The following is a 20,206-nucleotide window of genomic DNA, read 5'->3' as shown; positions in this document are numbered from 1 at the left end:
AGGGCTAAAGCAATCAAACGATTCCTTTAGCCCTTTGCTGTTAGCTTTTTCTATTGAGCGTCGGCGCGCCAAACGTTATTTTTCTCGTTCACATCCGGCAGTTTCTCATCAGGATCGACTACAACCGTTTTTAGCGGAGACGTTGAATTATATCTGAACGTCCAGATTCCCCCACGCTGCCATACCTCAACAGGTAAGTTCACGCGACCTTTTTTGCCGTTCGTTTCGGTAACTTCAATCGTAACGGGCATCGCCATTTTTTCCAGGTTCTCGATGGAGATCAACGAGCCTTTGTCGGCCGCACCATCAACGTATTTAACCTCCCGTACGCCTTGGTCTAAGCGCCAGGTTTCGTAGAAATAACCGCGCCAGAACCAGCCAAGATCTTCGCCGGCCGCATCTTCCATTGTACGGAAAAAATCATAGGGAGTTGGGTGTTTGAAGGCCCAGCGATTCATGTATACCTTAAACGCATAATCAAAGCGATCGGGGCCTAATACTGATTCCCGCAGCATTTTCAGGCCCATACCCGGCTTGTAGTAAGCCAGGAGACCCAACACGCGAGGCTGCTGCACGTCCGGAATTGTCATGATTGGCTCGGCGGGCGAGAACAGCGCTGGAGCGAGGTCGTGCATAGTACCCCGTTCGCGGTCGTATTCGCCTTTGTTGAAATTAGCCGTCGATAACGTATTTATGAACGTATTGAACCCTTCGTCCATCCAGGGGAACTTACGCTCGTTGTTGCCTACGATCATCGGGAACCAATTGTGGCCAAATTCGTGGTCCGTTACGCCCCAGAGCGCGTCTTTTTTGTCTTTATGATCGCAGAAGACGATACCGGGATATTCCATACCGCCTACAATACCGGCTACGTTCGTAGCGACAGGATACGTGTATTCGTAGAGGTATTTTGAGTAAAACTCAATACAGCCTTTTACGTATTCCGTCGAACGGCCCCACGAATCGTTGGTTGCGCTTTCAGCGGGGTAAACCGACTGGGCCAGCGACGGCTTGCCACTTGGCAAATTCATTTTGGCGGCATCCCACACAAAAGCACGCGACGAGGCCCAGGCGACATCACGGGTGTTCTGGCACCGGAACTTCCAGGTTAGCGTACCCGATTTTTTGGGACGAGTATTGGGGTTCGTCACTTCATCTTTGCCGCGGATGATTACCGTTTGATCGCTCTGGCGAGCCTGCGCCAGCCGCTTGATCTGTTCGGCGGTCAGCACTTCGGTCGGGTTCAGCAACTCGCCCGATCCAACTACAATGTGGTCCCAGGGAACGGTTACGTTGTAGTCGATATCACCGTATTCCAGGTAAAACTCGCCCGCGCCTAAGTAAGGGAGAACGTTCCAACCTTCGATGTCGTCATACACGCACATACGTGGATACCACTGCGCAATCTCATAGATGATACCGTCTTTGCGACGTAGCTGTCCCATACGGTCGGAGCCATATTCCGGGATTTTAAAGGAATAAGCCACTTTGACCTTTACGTCGCCACCCGACTTCAAGACTTCGGCCAGGCGAATCTGCATCCGGGTATCCGTAATGGTGTAGGGACTTGCCGCAAATTTTCCTTTTCCCTGGTCAATTGTCACGCTGGTAATCGTAACACCGCCCGAAAAGCCCAGGTTGCCAAATCGACCACCCGTGGTGGGGGTTGTCCGGGCCGCGCGGGACGTATCACTGAACGCATTCTGGTCTAACTGCAGCCACAAAAATGGCAGTGTCTCCGGCGAGTTATTTTTGTACGTGATCGTGACTTCACCCGCGACCGTATTTTGCTGATCATCGAGCGTTACGTTGATCTGGTAATCGGCGCGGTTTTGCCAGTAACGTGGCCCGGGGGCTCCGCTACCCGTACGATAATCATTACCCGGTTGCATATTAAACAACGGGTGAAACAAAGCGAGCGGATCATATTTTGACCCTGGGGACGTAGTGCTTATGCCTGTTTGTGCGAACGCAGCTACGCTAACCCAACATAGGCTCGCCCATAGAGCTATTTTCTTCATGAAAAGAGAAATGAAACAGTTTTTATACAAATAACGATAGAAAGCGACAGAATAAGGTACTGGCGCTGCTCCATCACGGCGCAAATGAGCAGACGGCTGCTCTCTACAGCGTAAGCGTCAAATTAACACCGTGGTGAATGAGCAGGAAAACGAACAACGCCAGCCAGAGTATATCGACAAAGTGCCAGTATAACGTAAGCAGCTTGAGTTTAAGCCGGTTCGGCGGATTGACACTGTATACAAACGAGTCGATGTACAGCCGACGGCGCATGGCTTCGATCAGCGCGATAACGATAAAAATAAGACCGATCAGAATATGCAGCAGGTGAACGCCAGAGATGATGTAAATAAAGCCACCGGCCGGATTACCTTCCAGTCCAACCCCTGCCCGGATCAGTTGCCGCCAGCCCCAGCCTTGCAGCAGTATGAATAGCGTACCGAGCACGAGCGTCGTCGCCATATTGGTGCGATAACTGGGGAAACGTTCGTGTTGAAAGGCTTGATTGGCGTTGTTCAGGGTAAGACTGCTCAGCACAATAACGACGGTGCTCAACAGAAACACATTCGGCAATTTAATGTCGGCCCAGCCCGGTCCGGTTTGCCGGATGATATAGGCCACTAGCAGGATGGTGAACAGCATGACGCTGCTGCCGATGCCTAACCAAACCATAAATCGAAACGGCTCACGCCGTTTCGTTACAAAATTGCTCACGCTTACGTCTTTACCTAGAGTCTACCTTGCCAAACGCTGTAATCCTTAAATTGGTTTGGGGTTGTAACGGGCGCATTGAAAATCCCATACACGGTTGAGCCGGAGCCACTCATGCTGGCATACACCGCGCCCAGCTCGTACAGTTGCTGTTTGATGGCGCTCAACACCGGATACTTCAGGAACAAACTATCTTCGAAGTCATTGTGAATAGTTTCGCGCCAGGTCTCGATAGAACTGTTTAACTGCTGATTGAGAGGAATTTCGGGTTGATGAGGCCGAACGTTTGCGTAAGCTTCGGCGGTTGAGATCGCCAGGTTTGGATACACCAGCATAATGTGGTAGCCACTCAGACCAATATTAACTTCGTCGAATACGTCTCCTTTCTCAATACAGTACTGCGGACGATTCTGGACAAAGAACGCGCAGTCGCTACCTAACTGGCGGGCATAGGCTTCGAGCTCAGCCACCCCTAAGCCCAGCGCGAAACGATCATTCAGGAGCTTCAGGGCAAATGCTGCATCGGCAGAGCCTCCGCCTAAACCAGCTCCAATCGGCACAATTTTAAGGAGATGCATCTGCACGGGCGGTAGGTCGTGATCGGCTTTCAGTAGCTCATAAGCTCGTACGCAAAGATTTTTGGCGGGATCGCCGGGGATAGACAGACCACTGCTGCTAAAGGCAAACGTTTCGGCCGTGGCGACTTCCAGAACATCGCTCCAGCCTACGGGGTAAAAGCAGGATTGTAAGTTATGGAAGCCGTCGGGACGTTTCTCAGTAATTCGTAAGCCAAGATTAATTTTACAATTTGGGAAAACCAGCATGGTTGTGATAAAATCAGAGACGCAAAGCTAAAACTTCCTCAATCATTACGTCCCGGACTATATCCTAAGCCTGACCTATTTAATTTCAATTACCTTGAATTCGGTCCGGCGGTTGCGCTGGTGTTCGGCTTCGGTGCAGATAACGCCATCGGTGCAGTTGTTCACTAACTGCGATTCGCCCATACCGGTCGTACTCATGCGTTTGCGGCTGATGCCTTTTGAGGCCAGATAGCTGGCGACGGCCTGCGCCCGTTGTTCCGACAACGCTTTGTTTCGGGTCGCGTCGCCCCGACTGTCGGTATGTGACCGAATTTCGATAATCAGCGACGGGTATTTGCGCATCGTAGCCACCAGTTTCTCGAGTTCGCGGGAAGCATCCGGGCGCAGATTATAACCGCCCAGATCATAATAAATATTATCGATCATGACTACATCGCCTACGCTGAGCATTCGCAGATCAGCCGATAATTCCTTAGGCTTCGCTTTTTTGGGTAGCCGCTTAATTTTGTTGGTATTGGTACCGAATAGCGCTTTTGACGCGATCAGGGTATAATCGCAGCCTTCGTTCAGGTCAAAGGCGTAGCGGCCATCGGCTTTGGTTACGTATTCCAGTTGCGTTCCGTCGCACTCGTTCTGAAGCCGGACAACGACACCTTCCAGCGGCCGCTGATCACGCTCACTCATGACCACACCGCGGATGCGCGACTGCGTGAGCGCCCCACCAGAAAGGCCAGGTGTATTAGCAACCGTATCAATAACGATGATAGGTTTAATCAGGCCGATTTCCAAACGGCTCGGCTGATCGTCGGTGAGAGAGCGAGTTGTAAATCCAACGGTGCTGTTGATAAACCCATCCCGACTGGCCTGAAAGGTGTAGTCGTTGTCTGCGTCCAGACATAGCCGCACAAAGCCGTTGGCATCGGACGTAATGGTCTGGTTCATCCGCCCTTCGGTTCGCGATTTGACGACCACCGTTACGCTGTCGAGCGGTTGATCCGTGTCGGTATTATACAGACGTATCGTAAGGTCACGGCAGCCATAGAGCGAACTCAGCCGAGCGAACCGGTAAATGTCATCATTGCCCGTGCGGCGGTTGCTGCTGAAATACCCGCCACTGCGGTTAATGTCCGTGATGAACCCAAAGTCATCCTGGGGCGAATTGATGGGCGCGTCAAGGCGCTCCACCGACTGCGCTGTGGTAGGGCTCGTCATGGTCGCCATAAAAATGTCTAACCCGCCCAAACCCTTCCGTCCGTCGGTCGCGAAGTACAGATTACCAGCGTCATCGACAAACGGGAAAAGTTCGTTCCCCTTCGTGTTTATGGTTTCGCCTAGGTTTACCGGCTTCGTCCACTGTCCGTTCTGGTAGCGACTCAGGTAAATATCCGTACCGCCGTATCCGCCGGGTACGTCGGATACAAAATAAAGCGACTGCCCATCGCGGCTCACCGTTGGGTGACCCACCGAATACTCATCGCTGTTGAAAGGCAGTTCTTCGATGTCGACCCACGAACCGTTTTGCTGACGGGCCGTATAAAGCTTCAACTTGTTGACCCCTTCGGCGCTTTTGCCCGACTGGCCATTGTTATAGTTATTGCGGGTAAAAATAATGCGTGAGCCATCCCGAAAGAACGCGGCTGGTCCTTCGTGGTATTTTGAGTTCAGGGATTGACTAAAGCGTTGTGTCGGGTTTACTGCGCGTGGTTCATAGCCTAACCCTTCCGTAATAGCGACACTCGCATTGTAGTTCGGCACCGTTCGGGAGTCGTTTGGAGTGGGGCGGCTGTAACTGTCGCTGCCGATCTGCCGTTGGGCTTTTGGCCGTTCCGTTGCTACTTTGGTCAGGCTGCCGTCGGCGTTAACAATACCAGCTGCCAGGATGTCGTTCCGGTTGGGAATATAGAACAGATCAAGGTAGCCAGCGCCACCTCCCTTGCCGGTGGTTTCGATGTTGGCGGCTCCTTTCTTGCCTGCTACGTACACCAGCCCTTCCTGATAAAAAGCGGGACTAAACTCTTCTCCCGAGGTGTTCAGATCTAAATATTCGAGCCGGTACCGGATAGGCTCTTTGCGTGCGTTGGCGGCCTGACCAGTTGGTACTGGCCTGGGTGCCGACGCTTTTTCTTTGAGTTGAAGATAGCGTTCGTATTGCTGCTGGGCTTCCGGAAATTTTCCGTTGGCGGCCAAAACTTTCGCGTATTGCAGCATGTGCTGCAGATTGGGTTCTGTAGTATTCGTTAACGCTTCCCGGTAAAAACGCTCTGCTTTAGGCCCATCACCCACCTGCTGGTAGGCAAAGGCTAACTGACCCTGGGCTGTAACTTTCTGAGCGGGTGTAAGTTGGGCGCCCTGTTCATTTAATAGTTGTGTATACGCATCAATTGCTCGTCCATATGCCTTGTAATTGAGCAGGCGGTCGGCCTGTCTCAATAGAGAATCGGTCTGTGCCCAAGCCGTTGTAAAGCTTAGCCACAGCAATCCCCCCACTAGTTGCGTCACCCATTTCTTACTCATCCGTGTTGTACTTATGTAACTTGTGGACCATTGTCCTCCGCCCATTCGGCAAACGAAATTGCCGACAAATCATTGCTGAAAAACTTACCGCGCCAACGTCATAAACCGGACGAACTCGCGGCCATCACTGAGCCGTATCTGGTAATAATACGTTCCGTCGGGCAGGCCCTGCTTCGCATTAGAAACCACATTGCCCACGTTCGATGTACCATCCCAATCATTTTTATAATTCATATTCTGGTAAACCAGATGCCCCATTCGGTTAAAAACTTGAACCTGAACGGATGTTCCGGCGGGTACACCCTGAATAACAAAGACATCGTTGAGGCCGTCGCCGTTGGGTGAGAATCCTTCCGGAATAAATACGTTTTCGGCGACTTCGGGCCTCGTTGAATGCAGGGTTATCAGCGTAGGTTCGTCGTTGTCGCTGGGATTGCCATTTTTATCGGGGTCCGCGTCGACACCATTAGTAGAGCGGTCGCGGCAGATAGCTCCGTTTATATCAACGGCCTGAGCCAGCGCCCGGTTTGCGAAGGTCAGGGTCGTGGCCTGACTCACATCCAGCCGTACGGTTAGCCATACACGACTCTGTTGGCCCGCTGGCAGATTTCCGGCCAGTAAAAGCGTTGTATCGGCTCCCCGGCCGGTGTAGGCGGCATTAACGAAGAGGTTACTATCGGCCCGAACCTGTACCGATCGGATTGTAACCCCATATGCCGAAAAAGCCGCGTCTAAGTCATCCGAGATTTGTACGTTCGTTAAGCGGTGTTTGCCCAAGTTCTCGGCCGTAAACTGATACGTTACGTCAACGACCTGAGCGTTATTATCGACTAGCCAGCTTGGCGAACTGACTTCCTTGCTTAGTCCAACAAGTTCGGGCGATAGGCTCGGGCCAGCCGCTGTTACCTTCGCCGATGCCCCGGAACAGGGTCCATTCCCGTCCGGATCAGGAACTGTTAGCGTAAATGTGGCCGTATTTCGCTGACGGTCGGCTTCGGACAGTATATACCGGGTGCTCAGGTCAGAACTGGTAAACAAGCCTCCGCCTTCACTTTGCCAGTCCGCCTGCGTGGCCGAACCGCCCAACTGACCGCGTAACTGCACAAAACCTTTCGCCCAGTCGAGTGTGTCGAGTTGAGCCGTAACCGTTGCGGGGTTACTCAGGCAGGGGGCAATGGCGTTCTGACAAGGTGTAATTGTTACAGCAACGGCCACCGGTTCGGTATAACAGCCATCAGAAGTGCGGCTGAATACGTAATACGTGCCGCCAGTTACCGCCCAGGGCGATTGCACACTGGGCGCATCAAGCGACGGTCCTGTCCTGAATACGTAATAGCCAGCGGAGCTATTCCCCGTATTCTGTACGGATTTAGTGAGGTCAGCGGTTTGAAATGGACAGCCGTTTGTTGCAGTAGGCGTTACGTTTGCAGTAGCTACCGTCGGCCGAACAACAACAGTGACGGGTTGGGAACTATCGCTGTGGCACGAGCCGATCTGGCAGATGGCCCGGTAGGTGATTGTCCGGCTAGGCGTTACGGTGCGGGATAGTCCAGATCCGCCATCAGACCATAAGATTTGACCTAGGCAGTGCGAAGCCAGTAGCTGAACGGGTTGCCCGGCGCATATTTCGTCTTTATCAACGGACGGTTTGGGAATTGTTGGTGCTGATACCTGAACCGCTACGGGTGCAGATACCGTACTGACGCAGCCATTCTGTTCGCAGGTTGCCCGAAATGTTGTTGTCTGCTGAAGTTGACCCGTCCAGGTTAAACCCGTCGTCTGATCGGGCCAATGAATTATACCTGAGCAGCCTGTAGCCGTTAACGTAACGGGATCATTAGGGCAAACCAGAGATGATGAAGAGGTGACAATCGGTGCCTTCGGTGTGTTTACCGTAACTTTCCAGGGCTCGGCAAAGCAACTAATACAACCGGGCTGTGAACGGCAAATGGCGGTATACGTAGTGGTTTGCTGGGGCTGGACGTTGAGGGTAGGACCTGTCTCTCCTGTCGACCAGACAATCGTCCCCGAACAACCGGTAGCCGTCAAAGTAACCGTCTCGCTTTGGCAGATAGCGGTAGCAGTACCAGTGAGCGCAGGCGGATTCGGATGCTGGCATGTATCGGCATTTGGATATGATCCGGCCACAGCACAAGGCATTGCAAGTAGCCATACCATTGCCCATCCATAAGTACCCATAAATTTATCCAGTAATCGTTTTATCATACGTCCAGCTTGTCACAGCCAACTAGGACGAATATCATGCCAAGCCCATTTTTCGGCTTTTTTGAGCCCAAAGCGTTGTGTGAACGGTGCCATAAAGGGTGGCATACCTGGGCAAACGACCTGATCATAACAGAAAAAAAAAGAGGCCTTAATTCATCACAAACTGTGCCAACATTACGTTCGTTGCGGTCGCTGATTGCTTTATCGATTGTTTCGTTTTAACGAAGGCATAGCGTTTATCCACCAAGCTAGCTTCAGTCATGGGGTAAACTAGTGGCCCGATTGGGCTTGAGTTGATATAGCCGATTGACAGAGTCGGGTAATTCGCCCTGATCGTGCGTGATAAACAAAATGGTTTTTGAGGGGAGACTATCAATGAGGATTCTGGCCAACTCAACGCTACGAACATCCAGCGCCTGAAAGGGCTCATCTAAAAGTAACACAGGTGGGTTTTTCAGAATCGCCCGGATCAATAAAACCAGTCGTTGCTCACCGGTCGATAACGTCCCAAATGGCCGATCTATGGTTTCTGCTAATCCAAAGTAAGAAAGTAGCTGGGTTAGGTCAGCATCCGCATCGGATGAGACACGGTTCGGTACGGTAAGTGTATCCGTCAAACCGGTTAGTATGACCTGCCTGACGGATAGGTGTTGGGGAAAGTACAAGTGCAATTCGGGCGATACGAAGCCAATACGTCGTTTCACGTCCCAGATACTCTCGCCCGCTTTACCCCGTCGGTAGCCAAACACGTTGATTTGATTCGCATACGCCTGGGGGTGGTCACCATAAAGCAGACTTAACAGCACCGATTTGCCAGCACCATTTGGCCCCAGCAGACACCAGCGCTCACCGGCCCGAACGGTCCAGTTGATGTCAGCCAGCACGACTGTATCGCCATAACGTACCGTTACGTCTGACAGGATGAACGCTTCCGAAAAGTCGACCGGTTTTGGTGGGGTTTGCAATACCGGAACGTTTGGGTGAGCACCTACCGGAGGCTGGAACGTATACGCTTCTTTCGGTCCCGTCCATTGAATGCGGCCCTGATCGAGTTCAACGATGTGCGTAACAAAGTCAGGTATGTTGTTCTGATCAGTTACCAGCATAAGCGTCATCCCGTGGCGGACCAACTCGCTCAGCCAATCCGTCAACTGCGCTCGAAATCCGTGATCAAGACCGACAAAAGGGTTGTCGAGCAGTAGTACATCGGGGTGACGTAAGAGTGCTTTGCCAATTCGGGCTTTGCGCGTCTGGCCGTTCGAAAGTGTCAGAAAAGGCATAGGCAACAGCGTGTCCAGGCCAAGCCGCTGGATTAGCGCTTCGTTCTCGGGCGAGTCGCCGTAACGCAGATAATCACGTAACGTCGGCATTTTATCTCCATTCCGATCTTCGGTCATGGTCGCCTGGTAACGCTGCTGATAAAACAGGCCACTGTACGAAAACTGGTGTGATTCCTCTTTGAAGGCGACAAACTCGGGGCGGGTCCGACGGGTCAGTGTGTCTGGATGTACCGGGAACTGGCCCGCCAGCGTTTGCAATAACAAGGTTTTGCCACTGCCCGTTGCGCCAACCACGGCCCAGCACTCGTGGGGCCGCAACTGAAACGTTATGTCTGTTAATCGTGTCGACCCATTTCGGTGAAGCGTTAAGTTGATAAGTGAAATTAGTGGTGTTGTATCAGCCATAAAAAAACCAGGGCAGTATCCTTAGCAAAGGTACTGCCCTGGTCAACTTTATGAACAACTCCTAATTACTTATTTGGGGGAGTAGTTGTGGTCGTAGACGACGAAGACGAACGAGATGATTTGCTTTTGTTCCGTCGGCTATTATTACCCGTCGAACCGCCGTTTACCCGATCTGTCGTGTTTGACTGATCCTGGGTGCCCATCGTCGTGCCACTGTTCATCGAGCCTGTTCCGGTTGAATATGAGCCAGAGTTCGTTGAACCACTACCTGTTGTGCCCGTACCGTAGGTTGAGCTACCACCGTTCGTCACCGAACCTGTACCGCTGGTTGAGTTGCCCGTTCCGGCATTGTTGTACTGGCTGCCCGAACCTGATGTGGTACCGGTTTGGGGTTGATTTTGGTACGTTCCCGTACCCGTTGTGGTACCAGTTCCGGTGGTCGTTCCTGAATTATATGTACCTGTTGTTCCCATCGTACCTGTCGTACCTGAGTTGGTCGTTGGGGGCTGGGTAGTACCCATTGTACCAGTACCGGTCGTTCCTGTGCCCATCGTACCCGTTGAATTAGTCGTTGGGGGCTGAGTCTGATACGTACCTGAGTTTGTACCCGTATTCGAGCCGTTTGAATACGTACCAGTGGTCGTACCTGTTGTACCCGTACCGGTTGAATTAGTTGTCTGTGCGTTCGCGTTGAGGGTGATGCCGGCTGCCAGCATACATCCCATTACAATTAATTTTTTCATAGTTGAGTTTATTCGTTTATCAAATTTCTTTGACATTCAAGTATATAACACTATTCCGATAGAGTTGTTCGATTTCAAGTTTAAAAAAATGGTAAAACCCCGCTGACAGCTTGTATGGGCGTAAAAAAAGCGGCAGACTTTTTAGGCCTGCCGCTTTGCTGTAATGTATGTATAGGCTTACAGGTTTCCTTTCTTCATTTCCTTAACCGCAAAGTCAGCTGCACGGGCCGTTAAGGCCATGTAGGTGAGCGATGGGTTCACGCAGGAAGCCGAGGTCATGCAGGCTCCGTCGGTATTGAAGACGTTTTTAACGGCATGAAGCTGGTTGTGCGCGTTCAGAACGGACGTCTTGGGATCACGGCCCATGCGCGCCGTACCCATTTCGTGGATACCGATACCGGGGTGTTTCGATTCGTCGTTATACGGCGTTACGTTTTTCAACCCGGCGGCTTCGAGCATTTCGGCCGCATCGTTCATCATGTCGATCCGCATTTTCCGTTCGTTTTCGCCGTAAGCGGCATCAAACACGATCAGCGGTAGACCCCACTTGTCTTTCTGGTCAGGCGACAGCGTCATGCGGTTGTTTGGATCGGCAATCATTTCGCCAAATCCACCCAGACTCATTGTCCACGGCCCGGGTTTTGTCAGGCTTTCTTTGAAATCAGCCCCGAATCCTTCCATGCCGTTCCCCCGGTTCCAGCCGCCACGACCGGCACCGCCCTGGTAGCCAAAGCCACGAACGTAGTCCCGTTTGTCGCCAGCCCAGTTCCGATAGCGTGGTACGTAGACCCCGTTAGCCCGCCGACCATAGTAATACTGGTCTTCCATGCCTTCGAAGGTACCCGCAGCACCAACCGCCAGGTGGTGGTCCATGATGTTCCGGCCGAGTTGGTCCGACTCATTGCCCATTCCATTCGGGAACCGACTGGACTTGGAATTCATCAGGATAAAGGTACTAGCAAACGCCGATGCATTCAGGAAGATAATCCGGGCAAAATATTCCCGTACTTCTTTCGTATTCTGATCGATGACCCGAACGCCGGTTGCTTTGCCTTTTTTCTCATCATACAGGACTTCTGACACGATGGAGTCGGGGCGCAGGGTCAAGCGCCCCGTTTTTACAGCTGCTGGCAACGTTGCCGCCTGCGTGCTGAAGTAAGCACCGTATGGGCAACCACGCATGCACTGATTCCGATACTGACAGGCGGCCCGGCCTAAATCGTAATGCTGTTGCTTCGGGTCAGTTAAGTGAGCGGTACGGCCGATCGTAACGGTACGTTTTGGAAACGCTTTCTCGATTCGCTTTTTCGCTTCTTTCTCCACGCAGTTGAGCTGCATAGGGGGCAGGAAGTTGCCATCGGGCAAAACGTCGATTCCGTCTTTATTGCCCGATACCCCGACGAATCCTTCTACGTATGTATACCAGGGATTCAGGTCTTCGTAGCGAATGGGCCAGTCGACACCAATACCTTCTTTGGCATTGGCCATGAAATCTTCTTTGTTCCAGCGGTAGCTTTGCCGTCCCCACATGAGCGACCGGCCACCGACGTGGTAACCCCGAATCCAGTCGACCTGACGGCCTGGCTTTTCAAGGTAAGGATTTTCTTTGTCGTTCTCGAAGTGGTGACGCCACTCTTCATTGGCTGTATAACCGGTGCGCATGTTCGCCCAGTATTCTTCAGCGGCCTGCGTCGTAATCCGGCCGCGGTGGGGGAAATCCCACGGATTGTTCGTTGCCGTTACGTAGCCTTCGATGTGTTTAATATCGCGGCCGCGTTCGAGCATCAATACTTTCAGGCCTTTCTGGGTTAACTCTTTGGCCGCCCAGCCACCTGATATACCTGATCCTACAACGATGGCGTCGTAGGTCATATCTTTTTTAGCGTCAATATTTAGATTCATCGTTTAGTTAGTTATAGAGTTGTAGAGTCCAAAAGTTGCAGAGTAAAGACTGGTTCAGAAGCAACCTGATAACTCTGTCACTTTGTGACTATATAACTTCTGTTAGATTGCCCACGCTTTCTGACCGGGTTTCAGCGGCACACAGCCGTCGTAGCGTCCAGGAACGGCTACGTATTCAAGTGCCTGGGTTGCACCGATCTCCGAGGTGAAGTAACCCGTCAGGGTTAGGTCTTTCAGAATGGTAAAGAAAGGCGTGTATGTTTTTTTGGCTTCAGGCATCTGCAAGTCGGCCTGGGAGTTTTCCACTTTGGCCGCAGCCCGCTGAGCTGCCATCTTCGCGCGTTGCTGTTTGGCATCTGCTTCGAGCTGCTTCACAATGGCGATGCGTTGCGTTGGATCAAGCTGTACAAAGGCTTTGCCATAGGCGTCCTGGCTCAGCTTGTTGGTTTGGGCCAATCCTTCAATAAAACGCTTCTGGTCGTCTTGTTTGTAGCAGTCTTTCAGGATTATATCGATCACCTCATTCACTTTGGCGGCCTTGGCACCGGGTGTGCTTGTCGTCGGGATAATGGTGTCGGCTAATTCAGCAACGGTCGCATCCTGATCGGCCGTAAAGAAAAGCGGCTTACCGGTTAAGGCACGCCGGGCAGCCGAAGCTTCGAGCGTGTCGGCCAACGCGGGCAACGACATCGTTGCGCCAGCCAGCGCGGCTACTCGCATGAGGGCGTCTCTTCTGTTCATGTGCGTAAAGCAGTTATACTTTCAAAATAGAACGATGTAACGAAGCACAAATGTATAAAAATCAAGGACTGAATAGGAGATTTTACAGATATGTTTACGCAAAATATTCATGCTTTCGAGGAAATAATTTTACACTCGACAGTCGATTTTACGATTAACGTAACCCGCTGATCCATACCGAAAAAAAAGGATGCACTGACAACCGGGCAGTATAGTAAACATAACGGATTCCCGACAGCCGGAGACGCTCCAATACAAGTAAATCGATACGTCAGCGATCTGAAAAATACGATGCGGTTAGCGTTCGCAGTCCGGTCTGTTACGTGGTTGGTGGCCTGTTACGAACTGCAACTAACTTTTAGGGAAGAGATAAGTTTAATGGGGCAAATCGTTACGTATATGCCTAAAGCCTCTACATCAAGTCAGGAAGTTAGCAGCCAGGTTGTATCGCAATGGACGCTGGGCGTTGAGGAAGAACTAAAACAGTCTAAAAAGCGACACCCGGCACCCCTGTCGACTTCCATCGGGAAACTGGAAACCTGCCTGGACGCTACGTCGTTCTGGGTGATTTTCAGCTTTCCGAAAGGCGGGAAACTAGCGTTACGTACCTGCTTCGACCCTGGTCAGCTTATGTCCTGTGCGGCTCACCCGGAAAATGATACGTGCATCCAGTACGAGATCGAGGGCGCACTGGGAATGTTCACGGTGCAGGTTGAGTGGCCCAACCCCGATCAGCCCATTCTGCATTATACAACGTCCCTTCGTCCGCATCAGAATTTTACGCTGGAATCGTTGCCCCGCGATGTGTATGTGCTGGACGCACACTACCAATCAGACGAAACCGCGGGTCGGGTTTATACGTCCCAGAACGGGCCTACGTCGGGTACGGTCTTCTTTTCCATCGACCAGCCACGTACTGGTACAGTGCTGTATTTTCAGAATCTGACCGCCCTGAACGCGTACTGTCAGCAAACGCAAACTGACCCCAGTGGCACCGTCGGCACGCAATGGCCAGAACTTGGTTTTGCGCTGCCTACATCAGAGAAACCATTAATCGGTGGTAAAGAGTTGGTTATTTCTGATGCGTACCTGTTCTTGACCGAAACAATTCCGGCTGATGAATACGAAGCGGCCGATCACTTTCTGGAAGCGATTGCTCAGATCTACCGGTATATCCCTAAGCCGCAAACCGAGTACTACGACTGGCCATTGGCCGCTACGCAGACCCTGCGGACGCTGACGTCGTCGGATGCCTGCGGTCGACGAATCAACGGCAAATTTTACCTGAACGCCTATGTCGGTTCGGATTACAAGCCGCCTGAAAGTATGGTGCAACTAGCGATTTTATTGCCAGCGCTGGAATACCAGCGCTGGGTGGGTAGCCCCGTGAAAATCGCTGATCAGCTTCAACAAAGCGTTCACTCCTTTTTCGATGAAAAGCTGGGTACGATTGTCCGCTGGTTGCCGGGTACTGACTTTACGAAAGCAGATGCCGACCTGAGCGAGGAAGAAGATCAGGTCCGGATGGATTCTTGGTACCTTCTGTACAGTCTGCTGAATCTGGGGCGGCTCGCCAAACTGGGTGATAAAGAGGCTCTGAAGATGTTTCTAAGCTCATTGACATTCGTTATTAAAGCTGCGCATCACTTTGACTATGAGTGGCCGGTTTTTTACAATATACACAGCCTGAAAGTATACAAGGACAAACCCAAGCCCGGCACTACGGGTGAGCACGACGTGCCGGGTCTGTTTACCCACGTAATGATTCAGGCCTATGAGCTTACGCAGGATGAAAATTACCTGAAGGAGGCTGAAACATCGGCCCGAATGCTAATGGGTAAAGGCTTCGAGCTGCTTTACCAAACTAACAACACCATTATGAGTGCGGTAACGATGGCTAAACTCTGGCGGATTACCAGCAACCGGCTCTATTTCGACCTGAGCAAAGTATGCATGGCCAGCGTCGTTGCTAAGATGTGGATGTGGGATTGTCAGTTCGGGTACGCCAAGCACTACACTACGTTCATGGGAGTATCCTGCCTTCAGGATGCGGAATACGTAGCGTCTTATGAAGAGGAAGAAGCGTTCTCTGCGGCCCTAGAATATCTGAAATTGGTGGAACTGGACGTATCGCCTGCGCTGGGTATGCTGCTGGCCGAATATATGAAATACCTGCTCCACCGTGGGCGGTATTACCTGCCAGCCGAGTTACCCGATGATGCCGTTGCTGATGAACCCCGCGAGGGCCATATTGAACCCAAGTTGCCGATTCCACTCGAAGATTTACGAACCGGCTGGCAGCAGGCGGGTCAGGTTGGCCAGGAAGTATATGGCAGCGCCAGTGCTCTGGTTTTAGCAACCAGTGCTTACGTTCGTATACCCAGCGTTCCGGTCATTATCTTCACTGAGTACCCCATCCTCAGGGCTGATTTTCGGAACCGAACGGCTAAGAACGGGGAGGTTACGTTCACAATTGCCGGCACTGAAGACTTCACCTGTCGCCTTCGCGTACTTGCCAATCAGAAACGTTTGCCCCTGGTTCGCCTGGTTCAGTTAGGAACCGGTACGGAGCGTGAATGTAAAGCTGAGGCCCACACCGATGACTTCTACGAGTTTCGGGTGCCGGGCGGGTCCCGATTCCGAATCGACTGGGAACGAAAACCAACAAGCCGGGCGAAAAAAAGTTGACTATAACCAAAACACAACGCTATGGAAAATCGCAAAGGACACACGCAGGTAGAACCCCTAGAGGGAAAACGAATTCTGATTACGGGTGGTACAACCGGTATTGGTCAGGCCATTGCCATTTTGCTGGGCTCCTACGGGGCTCATGTGTTTACGCTGGGTCGCCACCAGGAGCAGCTCGACGAGGCCCTAGGCCGGATTCGGGAGGCCGGTGGTCAGGCCGATGGGATGATTGCCGACCTATCAAAGCAGGAAGAGGTTGAACGCGTGTTTCAACAGGCTGACCAGACATTAGGTGGACTCGATATTTTTATCAGCAACGCAGCTCTGGCTGCCGAATCAATCGCTGAAATGGACGGTGCCGAGTGGCGGAACGTAGTTGAAACGAATCTTTTAGGCTACATGGCCTGCACGAAAGAAGCCGTTTCACGAATGCAGCAACGCAAAAAAGGCCATATTGTGTTTATTGGCTCTATGAGCGCTGACGTTCGGGAAAGTGGCAGTTCGGTATACGTAGCCACGAAAGCCGGTATCCAGGGGTTTGCCGAAGCGCTCCGCAAAGAAGTCAACGAGCAGGGTATAAAAGTGAGCCTGATTGAACCAGGTAAAGTGAAATCCGACATTCATGGCACAACCGCCGAAGAGCAAAAATCCGAAATCGAGAAGGAGGAAATGCTCCTGGCCGAAGATATTGCTGTAGCCGCTCATTACGTTCTGACGCAGCCCCACCGCTGCGATGTGGTATCGATGCAGATTCGGCCACACATGCAGCTAATCTAAGTTTTTTATAGCATATCGTCCTGCTGGCTTAGCCGTCTGCTACGTCAGCAGGACGATTTTTAATGACTTTTCCTCCTTCAATACGTAGCGTTTAAACGTATGACTTTTCCAACTGACCTGATTGTCTTCGGCCCGAACGATATTGACCTTAACTTTTCTCCGTTGCGAAATACGATCCAGGCTGAAACGTATGTGTTAGGAGCGTTTAATCCGGGGCTAGCGCGCTTACCCAACGGCAACCTGCTCATCATGATTCGGGTGGCCGAGGCATTACGCCAACCCATTGTTGGCGCGTACATTCATACCATTCGGTGGGATGCGCAGGCTGGATACGTCCTGGATGAATACCTGTTAGATCAGGTCAATGCGGCTGATCCCAGGAAGTTTCAGGTACTTAATTATCCGGTTCGGGTGATGGCGCTGACGTCGTTATCTTGGTTGCTGCCCGTTGAATTAAACGAAGATGGGACCGAAGTGCGGCAAATTCATTACGACAAGATTATCGCCCCGCAGAGGACGTATCAAGAATATGGTGTCGAAGATGCCCGTATTACGAAGGTCGACGATACGTACTACATGACGACCTGTTCGGTCAGCGCCGAACGGCATAGCACAACGCTTTACACCTCAACCGACGGGCTGAATTATGCATTGCAGGGTATTATTCTGGACCACCAGAATAAAGACATGGTCTTGTTTGAAGGCAAGATCAATGACAAATTTTTCGCGCTGACCCGACCGCTTGGCGACTTGTATTTTGCGTATGCACCGGGCAGTCCGTATTTGCCGGGACCAGCCATTAACCTGTCTCAATCGCCGGATGCACTTCACTGGAAACCCACCGATGAGCCCTTTATCCGGCCCAGACGGGCGTCTACATCGACCTCGAAAATTGGTGGGGGAACCCAGCCCATTCTGACTGATAAAGGTTGGCTGCTGCTGTATCACGGAGTGGAGCGACAGGGTATAGTTGGTATTTACCGGACATTCTGGGCCTTACTCGATGCGAACGACCCCACCACCATTCTCCGGCTCGAAGACCAAACGCCCATTCTGGAATCGCGCCCTGATTTACTTGAGGAGTTAAAAGAACAGATGTATGTCTCCGACGTCGTGTTTACGACCGGCATCCTCGACGCCGGAGATCATTACATCGTCGCATCTGGCGAGGTCGATCTAGCCTGCCGGATAACGCACATTCCGAAGGACGTGTTCAACTGACAGCGAGCGACTTAAGTCGCCCGCTATTGGAGTACAACAATATTATTAGCGTACGCTCATGCTGCTTTATACGGTGTTCAACTCCTGAACGGCCAGCCAGCTCATTAGTCCGGCGCCGGTTTCCAGAGCGGCTTCGTCGATGTCGAAGGTCGGGGTGTGAACGCCCGAGGTGATGCCGCGCGCTTCGTTGCGGGTACCGAGCCGGTAAAAGCAGGAATCAACGACCTGCGAGTAGAACGCAAAATCTTCGCCCGCCATCCAGAGGTCCAGATCAACCACGTTTTGGGCACCCATGTAGTCGACAGCCTGCGCACGCAATCGCCGGGTAAGTTCGGGATGGTTCTGGAGATAAGGGTACCCGTGCACAATCTCAAACTCGCACGAGCCGCCCATTGCTTCGGCTATGCCTTCGGCCAGCTTAACCATACGGCGTTTTCCTTCGGCGCGCCATTCTTCATTCATGCACCGGAATGTCCCCTGAATGGTCACCTCATTCGGAATTACGTTGGTTACACCGTCGGCGATGAATCGCCCGAATGACAGTACCGAGGGGCTAGCTGGGGGCCGGTTACGGCTAATGATCTGCTGCAAGGCTACGATGATATGCGAGGCAATCAGGACCGGATCAACCAGATTGTCGGGCATGGCCGCATGACCACCTTTACCCCGAACGGTCAAATACAACTCATCGGTACTCGCCATGTACATACCTTCCCGAAACCCAATTTTACCCACCGGAATGTTCGGAGCTACGTGCTGACCAATCATGCTGACTGGAGCCGGATTTTGCAGAACGCCTTCCTTAATCATCAGCGATGCGCCACCGGGCGCTTTCTCTTCGCCCGGTTGAAACACCAGCTTCACGGTGCCCTCAAACTGATCGCGCAGGACGTGCAGAATACGGGCTACCCCGAGCAGACTAGCCGTATGCGCATCGTGGCCACAGGCGTGCATAACACCCTCGACCGTTGACTTATACGGTACGTCGTTCGCTTCGTGGATGGGCAGCGCGTCCATATCGGCACGTAGTCCGACCACCTTACTGCCCGCGTTACGTCCTTCGATGATGGCGACCAGTCCCGTGTCAGCTACGCCTTCCTGGGGTGTTATGCCAATGGCTTTTAACTGATCGGCCACAAAGCGGGCGGTGTTTCGTTCGTGAAATGAGAGTTCGGGATGCGCATGCAGGTGTCGACGCGTCCGCACAATATCAGCCGCGTATTGGCGGGCAAGGGATTTGATTGATTCGAGCATACATAACGCGGATGAAAGCCGCTGATTAAGTTCGCGGGAGCAAGCCCGCGTTACTGTGTTGTTATAAACTGATAATCGGTGATGACCGTTTCCAGAAACGCCCGACTTTGCAGGCTGCTCGCTATTCCGGTTACTTCCCGAATCTTATCGGCAGTGCGCATCAGTACGCCCTCATCACCCCTACGTAACACTTCCCGCACTACGCTGATGTCCCGGTCAGTTAGCAGGCGCACATCGGGAAACTGCACAACGTAGTTATCGGGTAAGGGACTGGCCAGCACATCATCTAAGGTAGTTGCCGGTTTCAACCGAACAACGGTTGTTCCGGCGGCAATATCGCCCAGGCGCTGGCCTTTTCCGTTGGCCGCCACCGTAATGATGGGGATAAGTCCGCCCAGGAACGCCACTGACTCGACAATACGTAACACCCACCGAATCAGATACGCACCTAAATTCGGTGGAGAGCCGTCTAATTTAACAACCCGGATGCCCATCGCCAGTTTGCCGACACTACGTCCGTTCAGTAACCATTCGCACAGCAGGTCGTAAAAAACGATAGGAAGCAGGAATAATGCGCTGTAGAACCTGCCGACCTGAACGTTTAATCCGGCCGTAACGGCCGCCAGCAGCAGAAACCAGCCAAAAAATACCAGATAGTCAATCAACGTCGCCAGAATCCGTTCGCCAATGCTGGCGGGTTCATATTCGAGCAGAACATTTTGAGACGTGCGGATAGCAACGGACATGAATAAAGCGATCAGTTAAGAAGCCGGGCGACATACGGGTTCCGACTAGTTTTCAAAAATAGTATTCAGAGGCTTTGTCGTTCGCACATTATTTGCCAAATTTTCGCTTTCGGCTATTCCGAACGCTTATAACAACGGATCTACAGAGCAACTGG

14 protein-coding genes are annotated in these 20,206 nt (G+C 52.1%); 3 read left to right on the top strand and 11 right to left on the bottom strand.

Annotated features, from left to right (window positions below; genetic code table 11):
- Positions 1-50 precede the first annotated feature (50 nt).
- From ACYVIY_RS19205 to ACYVIY_RS19165, 9 genes are all read right to left on the bottom strand, one after another.
- Positions 51-2,021, bottom strand: a complete 1,971-nt coding sequence (locus ACYVIY_RS19205; RefSeq protein ID WP_460978010.1) for a M1 family metallopeptidase — start codon at positions 2,019-2,021, stop codon at positions 51-53.
- 103 nt (positions 2,022-2,124) lie between these two features.
- A complete protein-coding gene (locus tag ACYVIY_RS19200) occupies positions 2,125-2,733 on the bottom strand; it encodes a cytochrome c oxidase subunit 3 (protein WP_460978009.1) in 609 nt (202 codons plus the stop codon).
- Between the two features lie 14 nt (positions 2,734-2,747).
- Positions 2,748-3,554 (bottom strand): 4-(cytidine 5'-diphospho)-2-C-methyl-D-erythritol kinase, encoded by an 807-nt coding sequence (gene ispE / locus ACYVIY_RS19195; protein ID WP_460978008.1) that lies wholly within the window; start codon positions 3,552-3,554, stop codon positions 2,748-2,750.
- 75 nt (positions 3,555-3,629) lie between these two features.
- A complete protein-coding gene (locus ACYVIY_RS19190; RefSeq protein ID WP_460978007.1) occupies positions 3,630-6,068 on the bottom strand; it encodes an OmpA family protein in 2,439 nt (812 codons plus the stop codon).
- 84 nt (positions 6,069-6,152) lie between these two features.
- Positions 6,153-8,294, bottom strand: a complete 2,142-nt coding sequence (locus ACYVIY_RS19185; protein WP_460978006.1) for a T9SS type B sorting domain-containing protein — start codon at positions 8,292-8,294, stop codon at positions 6,153-6,155.
- A gap of 254 nt (positions 8,295-8,548) precedes the next feature.
- Positions 8,549-9,979: an ATP-binding cassette domain-containing protein gene (locus ACYVIY_RS19180; RefSeq protein WP_460978005.1), complete on the bottom strand. Its 1,431-nt coding sequence runs from the start codon at positions 9,977-9,979 to the stop codon at positions 8,549-8,551.
- 65 nt (positions 9,980-10,044) lie between these two features.
- Positions 10,045-10,722 carry a hypothetical protein gene (locus ACYVIY_RS19175; RefSeq protein WP_460978004.1) on the bottom strand — a complete coding sequence of 226 codons (678 nt, stop codon included), beginning with the start codon at positions 10,720-10,722 and terminating at the stop codon, positions 10,045-10,047.
- Between the two features lie 177 nt (positions 10,723-10,899).
- Positions 10,900-12,624: a GMC oxidoreductase gene (locus tag ACYVIY_RS19170; protein WP_460978003.1), complete on the bottom strand. Its 1,725-nt coding sequence runs from the start codon at positions 12,622-12,624 to the stop codon at positions 10,900-10,902.
- A gap of 102 nt (positions 12,625-12,726) precedes the next feature.
- The gene (locus ACYVIY_RS19165; RefSeq protein WP_460978002.1) at positions 12,727-13,365 is read right to left on the bottom strand and encodes a gluconate 2-dehydrogenase subunit 3 family protein; all 639 of its coding nucleotides are present in this window, start codon (positions 13,363-13,365) and stop codon (positions 12,727-12,729) included.
- Between the two features lie 399 nt (positions 13,366-13,764).
- On the opposite strand from ACYVIY_RS19165, the gene ACYVIY_RS19160 reads away from it, so the two are divergent.
- From ACYVIY_RS19160 to ACYVIY_RS19150, 3 genes are all read left to right on the top strand, one after another.
- Positions 13,765-16,053 (top strand): hypothetical protein, encoded by a 2,289-nt coding sequence (locus ACYVIY_RS19160; RefSeq protein ID WP_460978001.1) that lies wholly within the window; start codon positions 13,765-13,767, stop codon positions 16,051-16,053.
- 21 nt (positions 16,054-16,074) lie between these two features.
- A complete protein-coding gene (locus tag ACYVIY_RS19155; RefSeq protein WP_460978000.1) occupies positions 16,075-16,830 on the top strand; it encodes an SDR family oxidoreductase in 756 nt (251 codons plus the stop codon).
- Between the two features lie 99 nt (positions 16,831-16,929).
- Positions 16,930-18,051, top strand: a complete 1,122-nt coding sequence (locus ACYVIY_RS19150; protein WP_460977999.1) for a glycoside hydrolase family 130 protein — start codon at positions 16,930-16,932, stop codon at positions 18,049-18,051.
- A 66-nt stretch (positions 18,052-18,117) separates the two neighbouring features.
- On the opposite strand, the gene ACYVIY_RS19145 is transcribed toward ACYVIY_RS19150, so the two are convergent.
- Positions 18,118-19,305, bottom strand: a complete 1,188-nt coding sequence (locus tag ACYVIY_RS19145; RefSeq protein WP_460977998.1) for a M20 metallopeptidase family protein — start codon at positions 19,303-19,305, stop codon at positions 18,118-18,120.
- A 50-nt stretch (positions 19,306-19,355) separates the two neighbouring features.
- On the bottom strand, positions 19,356-20,051 hold the full coding sequence (locus tag ACYVIY_RS19140) for an RDD family protein (protein ID WP_460977997.1): 696 nt from the start codon (positions 20,049-20,051) through the stop codon (positions 19,356-19,358).
- Positions 20,052-20,206: the final 155 nt, after the last annotated feature.

The organism is Spirosoma knui, assembly GCF_054780635.1.
This window is presented reverse-complemented; position numbering and strand designations above follow the sequence as displayed.